The following is a 16,998-nucleotide window of genomic DNA, read 5'->3' as shown; positions in this document are numbered from 1 at the left end:
TGCTTCGCGCCTGCAGGAGCCCGCAAAGAACCTCAGCGCGACGCTGAAGAACAACCAGAACTTCTACCTGGTCGACGATCCCAGCCGCATCGGTGATGTGATGGCGGGTCGTTACGGCGACGAGGCAATGGTTCTGCACATCAGCCGCGACCCGCAGAAATTCCGTCAACTACTGGGAATCAACTGATGGCCACCGAATTCGGCACCGCCACGAACCACCAGAACCTTGTCGAGCGCCTGGTCCAGTTCCTCACCGCGAGCCCGGACCTGGTCGCAGCTGGGCAGGCTTACGAGAAGGTTTTCGACAACAGCATCCCCGCGTCCGGCACTGCGATAGCCGTGCGCCAGGTGACACTGCGCGCCCCAGGACTGGGCGGCACCGACGCCATCTACATGGGGATTCAGAGTTACGGTGATACGGCGCTGGACTACTACAACCTGCGCCTGATGGGCGGCACGGCGTTCAATCCTGGAGCGATTCCGCCTGGCGGTGACTTCTGGACCGCGTTTGCCAACTACAGCCCGCGAGTTCAGGCGCTGCTGTGGAACCAGCCCATGCCGTACTGGTTCTTCGCCAACGGCAGACGCTTCTGGATGGTAGCCAAGGTCAGCACGATCTACGAGTCGGCCGGTGCTGGCTTCATCCTGCCACCGTGTCCGCCGTCGCAGTTCCCGTATCCGCTGGCTGTCGTGGGCTCCTACCGTGGCGACGTTGCAACCCGATGGTCAGATGTCAGCGACCGGCACCGGGGCATCAGCAGCCCGGTGGAGCGAAGCTGCTATGTCCGCGACCCGGCGGGCCGTTGGCTGGGCTTCACCGTCGCATCGAACAGCAACAACGAGTCCGACTACAACAATCGGACCCTGCTGCCGCTGGGCTGCGCCCGCTATGCGGGTAGTAGCGACACTGTGATCAACCAGCTCCGCGATTCTTTCAGCAAGTTCCCGCTGAAAGCTTTGCAGTTCGTCACCCGCGAAACCGAGGGACGCCGCTACCTGGGCGATTTCGACGGCGCCTTCTACGTGCCGACGCTCAACTCCGGCGCCGAAGACGTGATCGTCGAGGACGGTGTGGACCACGTCGTTTTCCAAACCGCTTGGCGTAGCGGTAACCCTTGGCTCTACGCGATCAGGAAGGACTGACATGGCCTATTTCACAGGAACAGCGAACAACCCGGCCGACTTGCTCGCCAAGCTGCGCGTCCACGCGGAGTCGCTCGGCTGGGTCACCGACCGCGCCTCGGCATCGGAATGGCTTTGTCACAACGCCGACGGCTACTGGTCATTCAACGCCGGTTCCAATCAATGGCAGCTCGCCGGCAATACGGGGTTCGACAACGCTTTGGCGTGGAACGCGCAGCCAGGCAATTCCGTACAGAACAATCCTTATTCGTCAAAAGGGCCGACCATCGCGCAGCTCAGCGGCGGGCCGCTCACTCGTTACCACCTGTTTGCTACCGCTGCGTATCTGCACTTACACGTCGAAATCGCGGCAGGTCAGTTCCGGCCGGTGATGATTGGCTCGCTCAACAAACGGGGCGTCGGCTATACGGGCGGTCAGTATGTCTGCGGCTCGTTCATCTATACCCCCGGTCAGGCACTGACAAACAACTGGTCGTCGCATCCGTTCGATGGCTACCACATTCAATACAGCAACAGCAGCTGCATGCTGCGGCTGGACGGCCTCGACGGCGGCCCGTCGCCGGAGTGGTTGCCGTTCGACTACACAACGAACGTCCCCCGGCGCGTCGTCGGCCCCGGTCGCGGAAACTACAGCAGTCAGTACCATCCCGACGTGGGGCTGATCGACGCCAGCGCAAACGAGCTGAACAGCTCGACCACCCCTGTGCCCTGCGCAATCTATGCGTTCGGCGCTCAGCAGCGCTCGCGGTACGTGGGCGAGGTGCCGGACTTCGGGCTGTGCAACATGGCTTTCCTCGCGCCTGGTGATCCGCTGGTCGTCGGCAGCGACACCTGGCGCGTGTACCCGCTGCTCCAGCGCGGAACCGCCAGCGATTTCGGCAACACCAGCGCATGGGTCGGCTACTGCTTCCGGGTGCTTGAGTAATGGCGACGTTTCCGGGGTTCCAGGTGCCGAAGCCTGTGGAGGGGATCGTTGCCGGCATCACGCCAAACATCTCCACTCTGGACATGAACCAGGACATCACCCTGGGCTCGGCCAGCGCCTCGACCTTGGCTGGCAGCTATGGGGCACACCAGCCGGTTGACGTCATTCACTCGGCGTACTCGGCAGTTCACCAGTCCGACCTGGCCGAGAACTTCTACAACCGCATCTGGCTGATCCCTGGCCGATTGGATCTGGGGAACGTCGTGAGCGTCCAGGAGCGCCCAGTCTCGGTCTGGAACGCCCACTTCACGCCCCGCACCCTGTCGCGGATCGATCGCGACGCCGCCGATGGCATCAGCCTGGCCGGCCAGCCGTCTCCGCCGTTGCCGTTCGCGGCGCTGCAGGAGCGCATCTGGACTGTTGCGGTGTCGACGGATGGACCGCCGGTAGTGGACGCTCGCATCGTCTGGCAACTGCAGGACGAGCAGCCGTTGATCCTGGTCATTACCGGAAACCGAATCACCGCTTGGTCGTTCGCCCCGGATTGGGCTGACGGTGTCCAAGAGTCGCTGGAGTGGTTGACCGAGCTGCTGACCAGCACGTCGGGACTCGAGCAACGGCGATCGCTGCGCCTGTCACCCCGGCGTTCATTCGAAGCCGAGTTCTACGCGGAGGGGCGCGAGCGAGTGCTCCTCGACCTCAGCCTTGCAGGCTGGGGTGGGCGAATCTGGGCGCTGCCGGTGTGGCCGGACATACAGCTGCTGGCAAGCGTCACCGCGGCCGGAGCACAAACGGTCGAGTGCGACACCCGCTGGCGGGATTTTCGTGCTGGGGGCCTTGCGCTGCTCCGCGGGGAGTCAGCGTTCGAGTACGAGGTGGTGGAGATCCAGGATCTGACCGCGTCGGCGATTCAACTGGCCCGCCCGGTTCAGCGTCGCTGGCCGGCCGGCTCCCGCTTGTACCCCATTCGCACCGCACAGCTGACGGAGCAACCGGCGCTGACCCGGCTGACCGACACCCTCTACAGCGCACAAGCGCGGTTCCTGGTGATGGACAGCAGCGATTGGCCGGAGGTCATGCCGACGACAACGTACCGGGGCTGGCCTGTCATCGAGCAGCGGCCCGAGGAGTCCGAAGACTTGTCCCTGTCGTACCAGCGCCTGCTCGATGTCCTGGACAACGAAACCGGCCTGCCGCAATTCGCCGACCAGGCGGGGGTCGGTTTCCCGGTGCATGGATTCCGCTGGCAGACCGAGGGCCGAGAGGAGCACGCGGCGTTGCGCAGCCTGCTGTACGCCCTGCGCGGCCGACAGAAAGCGATCTGGATTCCGACCCATGCCGCCGACCTGGTGCTGGTCGACGCAGTGGCTGCGACCAGCTCCGTCCTCGATGTCGAGCTGTGCGGCTTGGCGCGGTTCTTCAGGGCTGATGCTCCCGGCCGGCGCGATATCCGCATTGAGCTGTTCGGCGGGCAGGTCTTCTACCGGCGCATCCTCGACGTCAGCGAGCTGAACGTCGACGTCGAGCGTATGGCGATCGACAGCGCGCTCGGCACAGTTGTCCGGCCGAGCGACGTTGCGCGCATCTCCTTCATGACCCTCTGCCGGCAAGACAGCGACAGCGTGCAGATCACCCACGAAACCGACACCGACGGCATCAGCACAGCCAGCACGGTGTTCCGAGGAGTACGCGATGAGCTTCAGTGATCGCGAGCGGTCGCTCGCCGATGGCCAGGCGATCAGCTTGTACGACTTCCGCCTCGGCCCGATCCGTTGGACCTACACAACAGCGAATCGAGACATCGAGTTCAACAACATGACCTTTCGGGCGCGGCCTGTGAGCGACGATGGACGGCGCATGACCGGCCAGGTCAGCGCCGACATCATGACGGTTACTGGCCCGAGCGACTTAGAAGTCGCGCAGCTGTACCGGGGCGCTCGGCCATCGAAGGCTCCAACACTGACCGTCTGGGACATCCACTGGAACGAACCGCAGGGGCTTGTGGTGTGGATGGGCAGGATCGACGAGGTGAACTGGCCGGCCGACAGCCGGGTGCAGATCAAGTGCCGGCTGCTCGGCACCGAACCGCGTACATCGATCAGCCTCGCATGGGGACGTGAGTGCCCTTACACGGTGTTCGATCACAACTGCCGGGCAGACCGCGAGCAATACCGCGTGCCGTTCACGGTCGAGTTGCGTGATGGCAACAGCGTGACGGGGGCCGGCAACGCGATCGGCGGCTACCCCGATGCTTGGTTCCGCGGAGGCTACGTCGAGTGGGACAGCGGCCAGGGAGTGATCGAGCAGCGTGGCATCCAGCAACACACCGGCAACCGCCTGGTCCTGGTCGGTGGCACCTCGCTGTTGGCTCCTGGTACTCGGGCTGTCGCGTTCCCCGGATGTGATCAGCTCATCCAAACCTGCAACGACAAGTTCAACAACACGGCGAACTGCGGTGCAGTGCCATTCCTTCCGGGCAAGTCGCCGTTCGACGGCGATCCCTGGTGGTAGGAGTCATCCATGTGGGTGCAAATCGCGATTCTGGTCGCGTCGTATCTGATCAGCAGCGCTACTTCTGCGAAAGCGCCGAAACCGAAACCTGAGGCGCTGACTTCCGAAGATCTTCCGCAGACCGAGGACGGCACTGGCCACTACGTGATCTTCGGCGATGTGTGGATCGAGGACTGGATCGTCCTCGGGACCGGTCACGAGCGGATGCAGGCAGTCAAATCGAAGGGGTCGAAGAAGTGACGGATCTGATCATCACAACAGCGCATCTGCGCAGTGTACCGGGGCTGACCAGCCGGCCGGGTTACTGCGTATCCGGTGCGCGCGCTTGGTTCAATGCCCATGGCTTGGACTGGCACCGGTTCGTTGCCCAGGGAGTCGCGGCATCGGTGCTTGAGGCTACCGGTGACGAGCTGGCCCTGCGCCTGGTCAACCACGCACGTGCGGAGGCGAGCAATGGGCGGCCGTAGCAAAGCGCAAACTGTCGGCTTTCGCTACCTCATGGGCATTCTCATGGGTTTTGCCAGGGGGCCGCTGGATGAGCTGGTCGAGATCAAGGCAGGTGATCGCACTGCATGGAAAGGATCGGTCAAGAGCAACCAGACGATCCAGATCAATGCCGGCGAATTGTTCGGTGGAGACAAGGCCGAGGGCGGCATCGTCGGGCCGCTGGACGTCATGTTCGGCGCCCCGGAACAATCGGTGAATCCTCGACTGGCGGCGATGGTGGGCGGTCTGGTACCTGCGTTTCGCGGGGTCACCACTGCTTTCTTCGACGGTCAGCTCTGCGCGATGAACAAGTACCCGAAAGCCTGGATGAGCCGGTGGCGACGAGCACTCAACGGATGGGACGGTGGAACCTGGTATCCCGAGAAAGCAGTGATCAGCCTGACCGGCGACCAGGTGAAGGCGATGAACCCCGCTCACATCTTGTTCGAGTGCCAGACAAACCGGGACTGGGGCCGTGGCAAGGATCGCGGCCTGCTGGACCAGGCGTCATATCGCAAGGCCGCAGATACGTTGTTCGCCGAGGGCTTTGGCCTGTGCCTCAAGTTTCGCGTTGCAGACGAGTTGGACAACTTCGAGCAGACCGTCCTCGATCATATTGGCGCCACTCAGTTCCTTTCCCGTTCGACCGGACTCTGGACGCTGCGGCTGATCCGTGACGACTACGACGTCGCGACGCTGCCCGTATTCGATGATGACAGCGGGCTGCTCGGGATCGACGAAGACAGCATCACATCGCTCGACGGCACCGCGAACCAGTTCGTCGTCGTCTGGCATGACCCCATCACAAACACCGACCGGCGTGCCCGTGCGAAGAATGCCGGCGCGATCCGCGCGGCCGGTGGCGTGATAACGACGACGAAGGAGTATCCGGGCCTACCGACCGGCGAGTTGGCCGGCAGGGTGGCGGCGCGCGACTGCAACGTGTCGACGTCGGCTATCCGCAAGCTCCAGGTGCGGCTCGATCGGCGCGCATATGCGCTGAACCCTGGCGACGTGTTCTGCGTTCGCAGCCGGAAGCGCGGGATCGAACTGATCGTCCTGCGGGCCGGCAAGATCGACTATGGCACCCTCACGAAGGGCACCATCGTCATCACCGCGCTGGAAGACGTGTTCGGACTGCCGGCAGCCGGGACGTCCGCAGTACAGCCGCCGAACTGGACCCCGCCCGACCGCACCCCGCGGGTCATTGCGACCCGCCGGCTCATCGAGGCGCCGTACCGCGACCTCGCGGCGGCACTGAGCGATGCCGATCTCGCCCAACTGCAGCCCGAGACGGGTGTCCTCGCAGTGATGGGCATGCGGCCGTCCGGCCTGCAGATGAACTACGCGCTGCTCAGCCGCGTGGGATCTGCACCGTTCGAAGAGCGGACGTCCGGCGACTTCTGCCCGGTCGCGACGATCTCAGCAGATATCGGCCGGGGCCTGACCAGCGTCAGCGTCACGCTTGTCCAAGGGGTTGACCTTGACCTCGTCGAGGTGGGCTCGGCCGCGATGATCGATGACGAGATCTTCCGCGTCGACGCGATCAACGCCGCGGCCGGCACCGCGGTGCTCGCGCGGGGATGCGTCGATACGGTGCCAGCGCCGCATGAGGCCGGCGCGCTGATCTGGTTCTACGAGGATTGGGCGACCGAGGACACGCGTGAGTACGTGACCGGCGAGACGGTGCAAGTAAAGCTGCTGAGCCGTACCAGCTCGGCGACGCTCGCAGAGAACCTGGCACCGGTCGACTCACTGCGAATGAACCAGCGCCAGGCGCGACCCTATGCGCCAGGCCGCGTGCTTGTGTGCGGTGTTGCGTATCCGACGAAGACCTACGGTGTGCTGACCGTGTCGTGGGCGCACCGCAACCGGCTGCTGCAGTCCGACCAATTGGTGGACTCTTCTGCCAGCAGCATTTCGCTGGAAGCTGGCACGACCTACACGCTGAGCATCTATAGCGGTACCAGCTTGAAGAAGTCGTACACCGGCCTGACCGGCACGACCTGGACCTACCCGCTCGAGGACGACATGGCGCATGGGCTGCTGCCGGTGCTGCGCATCGTGCTGTTCAGCGTTCGCGACGGTCTGCAGAGCTGGCAGCAACACGACATCACAATCGAACGACACGGCCTTGGCTTCCGCCTCGGCGAGGAACTTGGAGGCGTAGCACAATGACTCTTTATATGGGACCGAATACCGGCTTGCTGATCAATGGCTTGCCGGGAGAAGGGCATTACAGCGATCTGATTCGGATGTGGCGATGGGATGACTTTCTGAGGCAGCCGGTCGTCAAGGGGCGCGTCGCCACGCTGCCGACCAGCGGCCAGGCCGAGGGTGACACTTACATTTTCACCGGGGACGGGGCGAACCAGAACCGCCTGGCCCGCTGGTGGGCGACTGGCGCGACCACGCCTATTTGGGAGTACATGCCGCCCAGGTTGGGCTGGCGGGTGCAGGTTGCGAACGAGACGACGCCGAGCGGCCAGGTCAAGACGTATGAGTATTCCGGCAGCGCCTGGACTGAGCTGGTAGGCGGGATGGCCGACGCGCCGAGCGACGGAAAGCGCTATGCCCGGCAGAGCAACGCATGGGCAGGCTTGGGGGCCGCTGCCGTCGCCGATATTCTCGGGACGGTCTCTCAGGCTGGCGGTGTGCCAACTGGTGCGATCTACGAGGGAGGCAGTAACGCGAACGGAAGTTACGTCAGGCTCGCAGATGGAACGCAAATTTGCTCCAGCAGCCTTTTAACGTTTACTGCGGAAGCGAGTTCTGTTGGTGCCAGGTGGACGTTCCCGGCCAACTTTGTGTCGCCGTCAATGATGTTTGGCTCAGTTGTCGCATCGGGGGCCGGAGCGGATTACGACCCTGGCATCGCTGCCAGGAACCAGGGGACTGTCTATTTCAATTCCTCAACCAACTATGCAAACCTGGGGTTTCTCTGCATCTCGTCTGCATCGTTCACCCCTGGCGCCCAAACTCGAAATAACCGTGCTATCGCCATTGGGAGGTGGTTCTGATGATCGTTACGTTGTCGCCGTATGTCGCGCTGCCCGGCAGCGATGAACGCTTGATGCTGAGCAGAGTTGGCGATGTACTCACCGTGAACGGCCAGCCGTTCGATTTCACACCGCTCCCGGAGGGCGGCGAGTTGCCGGCCGAGGCTATCGGGTCGGAATGGTTCGCTGGCCCCGTCGTTCGCCGTGAGGGGCGTCTAGAGTTCAGTCTGCGGTTCCCGCTGGCCGACGGCGCCAGCGCTACCGCTCGCTTCCCTGAACCGCTGCTGGTCAAGGCCGATGGCCCGGTGGAGTTGCCACAATGATCGACTGGAGCATGTTGAAGTCACCCGAAGACCAGCAGGTTGAGCAGCGGGAGGCCATCAGAGCGCTGCGCCGCCAGGCCTATTGCACCGAGTCCGACCCGCTGCGCCTGGAGGCTGAGTTTGACGCCATAGCCGCTGGCACCGAGCCGGATCTGGCGGCATGGGTCGCAGCCGTCCAGGCGATCAAGGAGCGCTATCCACTCCCATGAGTGCATCTTGTGAAATTCTTTTGCCGTAGACGAAACAACTGGCCCGCCTAATTTATTGCGCAGACGGACGTCAAATTTCGCGCGGCGCTACATCATCGACCTTAGCCATGGGTCAGCTCCTATCGTTAAGCTGGTCTCTGGTTAGCGGGTCGTAGGTGTTCCTGCACCTGCGGCTCGCGTCTTTTCTGCCCCCAAGAAAACAGATGGACTTGGCGACCCCTCCATCTTCCTCCTACTGGTTTTTTATCCAATTCCTGGGCGTCTGAGAGAGGCTGCGGAAAAGTCTGGGGGAGATGTCCGGCGTTTCCAGGGCATGTCATCCGCCGCTGTCACGGGTATCCGGCGGATAACCGCCAGGCGGTTATTCGCCCTACGGGGTCGAGCCTCAAGCGGGCAGCGCGGGGTCGTTTGTCTGCGCGTAGCGCGGTGGGGGGCTGGGCAACCGGCACGACCCTGCTGACCCTTCCTGACCACCCCGTCAACCCGTAAACTACGCGGTTCCCCTGCCCAGACAAGGACTGCCGTGAACAGCCCCGCCCTGCCCCTTTCCCGTGGCTTGCGCATCCGCGCCGAACTCAAGGAACTGCTGACCCTCGCCGCGCCGATCATGATCGCGCAACTGGCGACCACCGCCATGGGCTTCGTCGATGCGGTGATGGCCGGGCGCGCCAGTCCGCACGACCTGGCAGCGGTGGCGCTGGGCAACTCGATCTGGATCCCGATGTTCCTGCTGATGACCGGCACCCTGCTCGCCACCACGGCCAAGGTCGCCCAGCGCCATGGCGCCGGCGACCAGCCCGGCACCGGGCCGCTGGTGCGCCAGGCGCTGTGGCTGGCGCTGCTGATCGGACCGCTGTCGGGGGCGGTGCTGTGGTGGTTGTCGGAGCCGATCCTCGGCTTGATGAAAGTGCGCCCGGAACTGATCGGGCCGAGCCTGCTGTACCTCAAGGGCATCGCCCTGGGCTTCCCGGCGGCGGCGCTGTACCACGTACTGCGCTGCTACACCAACGGCCTGGGACGGACCCGGCCGAGCATGGTGCTGGGGATCGGCGGGCTGCTGCTGAACATCCCGATCAACTACGCGCTGATCTACGGCCACTTCGGCATGCCGAAGATGGGTGGCCCCGGCTGCGGCTGGGCCACCGGCTCGGTGATGTGGTTCATGTTCCTCGGCATGCTGTTCTGGGTGAACAAGGCCTCGATCTACCGCGCCAGCCAGTTGTTCTCGCGCTGGGAGTGGCCGGATCGCGCGACCATCGGCCCGCTGGTGGCGGTCGGCCTGCCGATCGGCATCGCGGTGTTCGCCGAGTCGAGCATCTTCTCGGTGATCGCCCTGCTGATCGGCGGGCTCGACGAGAACGTGGTGGCCGGCCACCAGATCGCCCTGAACTTCAGCGCGCTGGTGTTCATGATTCCCTATTCGCTGGGGATGGCGGTGACCGTGCGGGTCGGCCACAACCTCGGCGCCGGCCTGCCGCGCGACGCGCGCTTCGCCGCCGGCGTGGGGATGGCCGCGGCGCTGGGCTACGCCTGCGTCTCGGCGAGCCTGATGCTGTTGCTGCGCGAGCAGATCGCCGCGATGTATTCGCCGGACCCGGCGGTGATCGCCATCGCCGCCTCGCTGATCGTGTTCTCCGCGCTGTTCCAGTTCTCCGACGCCCTGCAGGTCACCGCCGCCGGGGCCCTGCGCGGCTACCAGGACACCCGGGTGACGATGATCATGACCCTGTTCGCCTACTGGGGCATCGGCCTGCCGGTGGGCTACAGCCTCGGCCTCACCGACTGGTTCCAGGAACCCACCGGACCGCGCGGCCTGTGGCAAGGCCTGGTGGTGGGCCTGACCGGCGCGGCGATCATGCTCTGCATCCGCCTGGCGCGCAGCGCGCGGCGCTTCATCCGCCAGCACGAGCGCCTGCAGCGGGAGGACGCGGCGGCCGCCTCAGTCCTTGGCCGGTAGCGCCGGGGCGGCGCCACGCGACTTGACGCTGAGGGTAGTGCCGACCGAGGCGAGGATGATCGCGCCGATGGCCAGCCATTGGGTCGGGCTCAGCCGCTCGCCGAGGAACAGCAGCCCGGAGAGCGCGCCGAAGGCCGGCTCGATGCTCATCAGGGTGCCGAAGGTGCGCGCCGGCAGGCGGGTCAGCGCGACCATTTCCAGGGTGTAGGGCAAGGCCGTGGAGAGCACCGCGACGCCCAGCGCCAACGGGATCAGCGCCGGGTCGAGGAGGTCGGCGCCGGCGTGGGCGACGCCGATCGGCACAACCAGGATCGCCGCCACCAGCACCCCCAGCGCGGCGCCCTGGGCGCCATGGTCGGCGCCGGCGCGCTGGCCGAAGAGGATGTACAGCGCCCAGCACACGCCGGCACCGAGGGCATAGGCGGCGCCGACCAGGTCGAGCGGCTCGGCGCTGTTGCCCAGCGGCAGCAACAGCCAGATGCCGAACACCGCCAGGCCGATCCAGAGGAAGTCCAGCAGGCGCCGCGAGGAGAGGATCGCCACCAGCAGCGGCCCGGTGAACTCCAGGGCCACCGCGATGCCCAGCGGCACGGTGCGCACCGAGAGATAGAACAGCAGGTTCATGCCGCCCAGGGCGATGCCGTAGACCACCACCGAGCGCAGCGATTGCAGGCTCAGGCGCTTGCGCCAGGGACGCAGGAGCAGCAGCAGGATCAGCGCGGCGAAGAACAGCCTTAGGGCCGTGGTGCCCTGGGCGCCGACCAGGGGGAACATGCTTTTCGCCAGGGAGGCGCCGCTCTGGATCGAGGCCATGGCGATCAATAGCAGGCCGACCGGCAACAGCGTTCCGGCGAGGCCGCGGGAGGTGGAGGTCATGGAAGAGGTCCGGCAGTGGGAAGCAGCCCGATGGACTGCGGGAAACGGGATGTGCACTATAATGCGCAAAACCGCGACAGTGAGCAATATATTGCCCAACCCTACCGAACGCCCCAGCGTCCTCGAACATGTCTCCGGCAACGTCCGCCGCCTGCGCCTGCAAGCCGGCCTCAGCCAGGAAGCGCTGGCCCGCGCGGCCAGTGTCAGCCGGCGGATGCTGGTGGGCATCGAGAGCGGCGACGTCAATGTCAGTCTGTCGACCCTCGACCGTATCGCCGCCGCCCTCGGCGTGCTGTTCCCCGACCTGGTCCAGGCACCGGCCACCGACCGCTCGCGGATCAATGCGGTGGCCTGGGTCGGCCACCACCCCGAGAGCCGCGCCACCCTCCTCGCCAGCGCACCGGCGCGGCGCGAGGTGGAACTCTGGGCCTGGTCGCTGGGACCGGGCGAGCGCTACGTATCGGAACCCGACGCCGCCGGCTGGCGGGAGATGGTTCTGGTCATCGAAGGTCGCCTGCGCCTGGAACTGGCCGACGGCGAACGGCGCATCGAGACCGGCGACTTCCATGCCTTCGCCAGCGACCAGCCGTACGCCTACGTCAACGACGGCGACGGCGACGAGGTGGTGCGTTTCACCCGCAACGTGGTGAGCTAGGCTCTAGCCTCGAGCCAGCCTTCCAGAGGAGACCGCGATGAGCGCACGCGTACGACCCTTCCTGATGTTCCAGGGGGGCCAGGCCGAGGCGGCCATGAACTTCTACCTGTCGCTGTTCGACGACGCCGAGATCCTCCAGATCCAGCGCTACGGCGCCGAGGGGCCGGGCCCGGAGGGCTCGGTGCTGAAGGCGCTGTTCCGCCTCGGCGACCAGAGCGTGCATTGCATCGACAGCCATGTGCGGCACGCCTTCGATTTCACCCCGGCGTTCTCCTTCTTCGTCGACTGCGAGAGCAACGCGCAGATCGAGCGCCTGGCCGAGGCCCTGAGCGACGGCGGCAAGGCCCTGATGCCGCTCGGCGACTACGGCTTCAGCCAGCGTTTCGCCTGGCTGGCCGACCGCTTCGGGGTGTCCTGGCAGCTCAATCTGGCCTGAGCCCGGCAGTTGCCGTCAGGCTTCCTGGAGGACTTCCTGGCACACATCGACCCACTGCGCATCCACCAGCTCGGCCATCCGTTGCGGGGCGATGCGGACCGCGCTGTGCACCGCCCCGGCGGCCGGAAGCACTTCGTCGAAGGCTTGCAGCGAGACGTCGCAGTACACCGCCAGCGGCGTCGCCAGGCCGAACGGGCAGACTCCGCCGACCGGGTGCCCGGTCAGCTCGACCACGTCCTCGGCGCCGAGCATCTTCGCCTTGCCGCCGAAGGCGGCCTTGATCTTGCGGTTGTCCAGCCGCGCGTCGCCGCGCGCCACTACCAGTACGGTGCGCTCGCCGACCCGCAGCGACAGGGTCTTGGCGATCCGCCCCGGCTCCACGCCATGGGCCTCGGCGGCCAGGGCGACGGTGGCGGTGCTGGTTTCCAGCTCGATGATGCGCAGGTCCGGGGCTTTCTCGGCGAAGAACCGCCGGACGGATTCGAGGCTCATGGGGTGGGCTCCTTGGCGAAAACCCACGAACTTATGCAAGCGCGCCGAGGCTGTCCAGCACCGCGCGCTCAGGCGAAGCGCACGCAGTAGATCGGCGGCAGGTTGGCGGAGAGCTGCTGCCAGTCCTCCCCGCCGTTCTCGCTGAGCCACAGGCCGCCGGTGGTCGAGCCCATGGCCAGGCGCTCGCCGCTGGGGTCGATGTCCAGGCCGTGGCGGTAGACCAGGTCGTAGGCCGGGCCATCGGGCAGGCCGCGCTCGAGGGTCTCGAAGCTGTGGCCACCGTCGCGGGTGCGGGTGACCACGAAACGGGCGTCCCTGGGAATGCGGCATTCGTCCTTGGTCGCCGGGACGAACCAGGCCGTGTCCGGCTGCCGCGGATGCACGGCGACGGCGAAGCCGAAGCTGGACGGCTCGGCGACCACGCCCTGCCAATGCAGGCCGCCGTCGCGGGAACGGAAGATGCCGTTGTGGTGCTGCACCCAGAGGAACTCCGGGCGCGCCTGGCACTGCACCAGGCGGTGCGGGTCCTGGATCGCCGCCTCCTCGCTCTGCTCCGGCGGCATGTAGTCGGCGCGCATGCCTCTGGTGGTGCAGGTCCAGCTGCGGCCGTCGTCGTGGCTCTGCCAGACGCCGCCGCAAGACACCGCGACGGTGAGGTGGCGACTGTCGCGTGGGTCGACGCAGATGGAATGGATGCCGGGATGGTCGTAGCCGCCGCCGAACCACTGGGCGCGTTCGGGTCGTTCCCAGAGTTCGCGGTTGAGGCGCCAGCTGGCGCCACGGTCGTCAGAGCGGAACAGGCCGCCGGGGATGGTCCCGGCCCACAGCGTGCCGGGCCGGTCGGCGCCGCCTGGCTCGAGGATCCACAACTGCTGTAGCGACCAGGGTGGCTCCGCCGCCTGGCCTTCCAGCGGTTCGGCCGCTGGCGGCTGCGGCGGATAGACCGGCACCGCGCATTCCTTCCAGTCCGTCGCGCCGGCGTCGCGACGCCACAGCTTGACGCCGAAATGGCCGAGATTCAGCGCCGCGTAGAGCGCGCCGTCGCGCGGGTCGGCGAGGAGCATGCTCAGCGGCTCGCCGAGGAAGTGGCTGGCCATCGGCAGCCACTGGCCCGCCGCGTTGCGCCGCAGCTCGAACAGGCCCTTGCGGGTGCCGACATAGAGTCGCTCGCTCACCGGATGTCCTCCTCTGTTGGTCAACCGCCGCTCAGCGCCTGCACCACGTAGATCTCGCTATCGTCTTGGAGCGGATCGCCCAATCCCCGGCGATCGCGGACCTGCACGCCATCGACGAACAGCGCCACATGCCGGCGCAGACTGCCCTGGTCGTCGAGCAGGTAGCCGCGCAAGCGCGGCTCGCGGACGAAGGCCGCCTGCAAGGCGGAGGCGACGGTGGCGGCGCCGACGTCCAGCGCGGGCATGGCGACGTGCCGCTGGATGGCCGGGGCGAAGACGATACGGGGCATGCCGAGGCTCGCGGAAATGGCTCTGCCGGAACAGTGTAGAAGCCCTGCAGGCCACGGCTGGCGCGGCCCGCCCAGCGGTCGGCACACTCCGCAGCGACGCTCGTCGGCCATCCCGGCCGCTCGGCGCGGGCCTCCTATACTGCCCCGGCCAGCGAAAAAACCGCCGTCGCCTGTCGATCCGCCGGCCTGCCGTTCGACCAGTTCGGGAGGCGGGCCAGAACGGGCCGTCATTGCGCAGAACAACAAGGAGAACGCAGATGAGATTCATGGTGATCGTCAAGGCCACCCAGGCTTCCGAAGCCGGCGAGATGCCCAGCGAGGAACTGCTCGCGGCGATGGGCCGCTATAACGAGGAACTGGTCAAGGCCGGGGTGATGCTCGCCGGCGAAGGGCTACAGCCCAGCGCCAAGGGCGCCCGGGTGCGTTTCTCCGGCAACGCGCGGACGGTGATCGACGGCCCCTTCGCCGAGACCCGCGAGCTGATCGCCGGTTTCTGGATGTTCCAGGTGGCCTCCCTGGAAGAGGCCATCGAGTGGGTCAAGCGATGCCCGAACCCATTCGACGGCGAATCCGAGATCGAGATCCGCCAGGTCTTCGAGGCCGAGGACTTCGGCGAGGAGTTCACCCCGGAACTGCGCGAGCGCGAGGAGCGCCTGCGCGCCGAGCTGGAAAAACGCAACTGAACCGCCCCGCACTCCGCCAAGAACGAGGAAAGCGCCATGCAAATCGTCCCCTACCTGATCTTCAACGGTAATTGCCGGGAGGCCTTCAGCTGCTACCACCAGCACCTGGGCGGCACCCTGGAGGCCATGCTGCCGTTCGGCGACAGCCCCGAGTGCGGCGACATCCCGGCCGACTGGAAGGACAAGATCATGCACGCACGGCTGGTGGTCGGCAGCTTCGCCCTGATGGCCTCGGACAATCACCCGGCCTATCCCTACGAAGGCATCAAGGGCTGTTCCATCAGCCTTAACGTCGACAGCAAGGCCGAGGCCGAGCGCCTGTTCAACGCCCTCGCCGAGGGCGGCTCGGTCCAGATGCCGCTGGGCCCGACCTTCTGGGCGGCGAGCTTCGGCATGTTCACCGACCGCTTCGGCGTGGCCTGGATGGTCAACTGCGAGCAGGACCGGTAGCGTCCGCTACGCGGGCCCGCCGCCAGGTGAATCAGCGGCGGGCCCGCGTTCCACTGTGCGCGAGTCGCGATCGATAGACGCACTGCTGCGATAATATAGGTTGCATTTTAAAACCAAAATTCCTAGCCTCCGCTTTAGTTTCATATTGAAACCTTACGGAGCGCTTCGCATGCCATCCTCGCCATCCTCCCTCCCCTCCGCGCTGGTGCTGCTGTTCGCCGTCGCCTGCGGTCTCAGCGTGGCCAACGTCTATTACGCCCAGCCGCTGCTGGACGTCCTCGGTGCCGAGTTCGCCATCGGCCAGGCCGGGGTCGGCCTGCTGTTCGGCGCGACCCAGGCCGGTTGCGCCCTGGCGCTGCTGCTGGTGGTGCCGCTGGGCGACCTGCTGGAGCGGCGCCGGCTGATGTTCGTCCAGCTCCTGCTGCTGGTGCTGTCGCTGCTGCTGGTGGGCTTCGCCGGCGATACCCTCGGCCTGGCGCTGGGGCTGCTCGGACTGGGCCTGCTCGGCACCGCCATGACCCAGGGACTGCTGGCCTACGCCGCGGCGCTGGCGGCGCCTGGCGAGCGCGGGCGGGTGGTCGGCGCGGCGCAGGGCGGCGTGGTGATCGGCCTGCTGCTGGCACGCAGCCTGGCCGGGCTGCTCGCCGACCTCGGCGGCTGGCGCAGCGTCTACCTGGTCTCGGCAGCGAGCATGGGCGGGCTCGGCCTGCTGCTCTGGCGGGTACTGCCGGCGGCGCCGAGCAACGAACTGGGGCTGACCTACCGGCAACTGCTCGGCTCGATGTTCGGCCTGCTGGCGAGCCAGCGCGTGCTGCAGGTGCGCGGCCTGCTCGGGCTGTTGATGTTCGCCGCCTTCGGGGTGTTCTGGAGCAGCCTGGTATTGCTGCTCGGCGCGCCGCCGCATTCGCTGTCGCACAGCGCCATCGGCGCCTTCGGCCTGGTCGGCGCGCTCGGCGCGCTGGGCGCGGCGCGGGCCGGCAGCCTGGCCGATCGCGGCCACGCCCAGGCGCTCAGCGGCGGCGCCCTGCTGCTGTTGCTGCTGTCCTGGCTGCCGCTCGCCCTCGGCGCGCATTCGCTGGCGGCGCTGATTCTCGGCGTGCTGCTGCTCGATCTCGCCGGCCAGGCGATCCATGTGCTCAACCAGAGCCTGGTCTTCGCCATCGACCCGCGCGCCCACAGCCGCCTGGTGGGTTGCTACATGCTGTTCTACGCCGCCGGCAGCGGCCTCGGCGCCAGCGCCGGCACCGCCATGTACGCCTGGGCCGGCTGGGACGCGGTGAGCCTGCTCGGCGCGGCGATCAGCCTGGCGGCCCTGGCGTTCTGGTGGTTCACCCGTGGCGTTGGCGGCGAAGCGCGTACGGCCTGCGCCAACGGCGCCTGAGCCGGCT

The 16,998-nt window shown here is 66.4% G+C and carries 20 protein-coding genes and 1 pseudogene; 17 read left to right on the top strand and 4 right to left on the bottom strand.

Annotated features, from left to right (window positions below; all coding sequences use genetic code 11):
* The 12 genes and pseudogenes from JHD77_RS31275 to pmpM all read left to right on the top strand — a co-directional run.
* The coding region (locus JHD77_RS31275) for a hypothetical protein (RefSeq protein WP_199506551.1) at nt 1-187 on the top strand (187 nt) is incomplete at its 5' end.
* Nucleotides 187-1,143 carry a hypothetical protein gene (locus JHD77_RS31270; RefSeq protein ID WP_014604004.1) on the top strand — a complete coding sequence of 319 codons (957 nt, stop codon included), beginning with the start codon at nt 187-189 and terminating at the stop codon, nt 1,141-1,143. The genes JHD77_RS31275 and JHD77_RS31270, both read left to right, overlap by 1 nt.
* 1 nt (nt 1,144) lies before the next feature.
* Nucleotides 1,145-2,068, top strand: a complete 924-nt coding sequence (locus tag JHD77_RS31265) for a hypothetical protein (RefSeq protein ID WP_191519238.1) — start codon at nt 1,145-1,147, stop codon at nt 2,066-2,068.
* Complete coding sequence (locus JHD77_RS31260) at nt 2,068-3,774, top strand: hypothetical protein (RefSeq protein ID WP_041025753.1); 1,707 nt, start codon at nt 2,068-2,070, stop codon at nt 3,772-3,774. Before JHD77_RS31265 ends, JHD77_RS31260 begins: the two co-directional genes overlap by 1 nt.
* On the top strand, nt 3,761-4,579 hold the full coding sequence (locus tag JHD77_RS31255; RefSeq protein WP_010791806.1) for a phage BR0599 family protein: 819 nt from the start codon (nt 3,761-3,763) through the stop codon (nt 4,577-4,579). Before JHD77_RS31260 ends, JHD77_RS31255 begins: the two co-directional genes overlap by 14 nt.
* A 9-nt stretch (nt 4,580-4,588) precedes the next feature.
* Nucleotides 4,589-4,819, top strand: coding sequence for a hypothetical protein (locus JHD77_RS31250; protein WP_003094285.1), 231 nt, complete (start codon nt 4,589-4,591; stop codon nt 4,817-4,819).
* Nucleotides 4,816-5,046 carry a hypothetical protein gene (locus JHD77_RS31245; protein ID WP_031674674.1) on the top strand — a complete coding sequence of 77 codons (231 nt, stop codon included), beginning with the start codon at nt 4,816-4,818 and terminating at the stop codon, nt 5,044-5,046. The genes JHD77_RS31250 and JHD77_RS31245 overlap by 4 nt, the downstream gene beginning before the upstream one ends.
* Nucleotides 5,033-7,243, top strand: a complete 2,211-nt coding sequence (locus tag JHD77_RS31240) for a hypothetical protein (protein WP_014604008.1) — start codon at nt 5,033-5,035, stop codon at nt 7,241-7,243. Before JHD77_RS31245 ends, JHD77_RS31240 begins: the two co-directional genes overlap by 14 nt.
* Nucleotides 7,240-7,680: pseudogene (locus tag JHD77_RS32955) on the top strand (hypothetical protein); the annotation flags it as partial. The gene JHD77_RS31240 and the pseudogene JHD77_RS32955, both read left to right, overlap by 4 nt.
* A gap of 404 nt (nt 7,681-8,084) precedes the next feature.
* On the top strand, nt 8,085-8,387 hold the full coding sequence (locus tag JHD77_RS31230) for a hypothetical protein (RefSeq protein WP_191519239.1): 303 nt from the start codon (nt 8,085-8,087) through the stop codon (nt 8,385-8,387).
* Nucleotides 8,384-8,596, top strand: coding sequence for a hypothetical protein (locus tag JHD77_RS31225; RefSeq protein WP_014604010.1), 213 nt, complete (start codon nt 8,384-8,386; stop codon nt 8,594-8,596). Before JHD77_RS31230 ends, JHD77_RS31225 begins: the two co-directional genes overlap by 4 nt.
* 523 nt (nt 8,597-9,119) lie before the next feature.
* Nucleotides 9,120-10,553, top strand: a complete 1,434-nt coding sequence (gene pmpM / locus JHD77_RS31220) for a proton-coupled multidrug efflux MATE transporter PmpM (protein WP_003123004.1) — start codon at nt 9,120-9,122, stop codon at nt 10,551-10,553.
* Here the strand turns inward: pmpM and rhtA are convergent.
* A complete protein-coding gene (gene rhtA, locus JHD77_RS31215) occupies nt 10,536-11,429 on the bottom strand; it encodes a threonine/homoserine exporter RhtA (protein ID WP_003086919.1) in 894 nt (297 codons plus the stop codon). The genes pmpM and rhtA overlap by 18 nt on opposite strands.
* Between rhtA and JHD77_RS31210 the strand changes: the two genes are divergently transcribed.
* Nucleotides 11,428-12,084 (top strand): helix-turn-helix domain-containing protein, encoded by a 657-nt coding sequence (locus JHD77_RS31210; protein ID WP_025270943.1) that lies wholly within the window; start codon nt 11,428-11,430, stop codon nt 12,082-12,084. The genes rhtA and JHD77_RS31210 overlap by 2 nt on opposite strands.
* Nucleotides 12,085-12,121: 37 nt before the next feature.
* Nucleotides 12,122-12,520 (top strand): VOC family protein, encoded by a 399-nt coding sequence (locus JHD77_RS31205; RefSeq protein ID WP_017148866.1) that lies wholly within the window; start codon nt 12,122-12,124, stop codon nt 12,518-12,520.
* 15 nt (nt 12,521-12,535) lie between these two features.
* On the opposite strand, the gene JHD77_RS31200 is transcribed toward JHD77_RS31205, so the two are convergent.
* From JHD77_RS31200 to JHD77_RS31190, 3 genes are all read right to left on the bottom strand, one after another.
* The gene (locus tag JHD77_RS31200; protein ID WP_003086914.1) at nt 12,536-13,012 is read right to left on the bottom strand and encodes a YbaK/EbsC family protein; all 477 of its coding nucleotides are present in this window, start codon (nt 13,010-13,012) and stop codon (nt 12,536-12,538) included.
* A 68-nt stretch (nt 13,013-13,080) separates the two neighbouring features.
* Nucleotides 13,081-14,187: a WD40/YVTN/BNR-like repeat-containing protein gene (locus tag JHD77_RS31195; protein ID WP_003123007.1), complete on the bottom strand. Its 1,107-nt coding sequence runs from the start codon at nt 14,185-14,187 to the stop codon at nt 13,081-13,083.
* A 20-nt stretch (nt 14,188-14,207) separates the two neighbouring features.
* On the bottom strand, nt 14,208-14,477 hold the full coding sequence (locus JHD77_RS31190) for a MoaD/ThiS family protein (RefSeq protein ID WP_023090681.1): 270 nt from the start codon (nt 14,475-14,477) through the stop codon (nt 14,208-14,210).
* A gap of 257 nt (nt 14,478-14,734) precedes the next feature.
* Between JHD77_RS31190 and JHD77_RS31185 the strand changes: the two genes are divergently transcribed.
* From JHD77_RS31185 to JHD77_RS31175, 3 genes are all read left to right on the top strand, one after another.
* A complete protein-coding gene (locus tag JHD77_RS31185) occupies nt 14,735-15,160 on the top strand; it encodes a YciI family protein (RefSeq protein WP_003086910.1) in 426 nt (141 codons plus the stop codon).
* A gap of 36 nt (nt 15,161-15,196) precedes the next feature.
* Complete coding sequence (locus tag JHD77_RS31180) at nt 15,197-15,610, top strand: VOC family protein (protein ID WP_003082839.1); 414 nt, start codon at nt 15,197-15,199, stop codon at nt 15,608-15,610.
* Between the two features lie 169 nt (nt 15,611-15,779).
* Nucleotides 15,780-16,991 carry an MFS transporter gene (locus JHD77_RS31175; RefSeq protein ID WP_016253673.1) on the top strand — a complete coding sequence of 404 codons (1,212 nt, stop codon included), beginning with the start codon at nt 15,780-15,782 and terminating at the stop codon, nt 16,989-16,991.
* Nucleotides 16,992-16,998: the final 7 nt, after the last annotated feature.

The organism is Pseudomonas sp. P20 (assembly GCF_016463925.1).
Taxonomy (GTDB): Bacteria; Pseudomonadota; Gammaproteobacteria; order Pseudomonadales; family Pseudomonadaceae; genus Pseudomonas; species Pseudomonas aeruginosa.
This window is presented reverse-complemented; position numbering and strand designations above follow the sequence as displayed.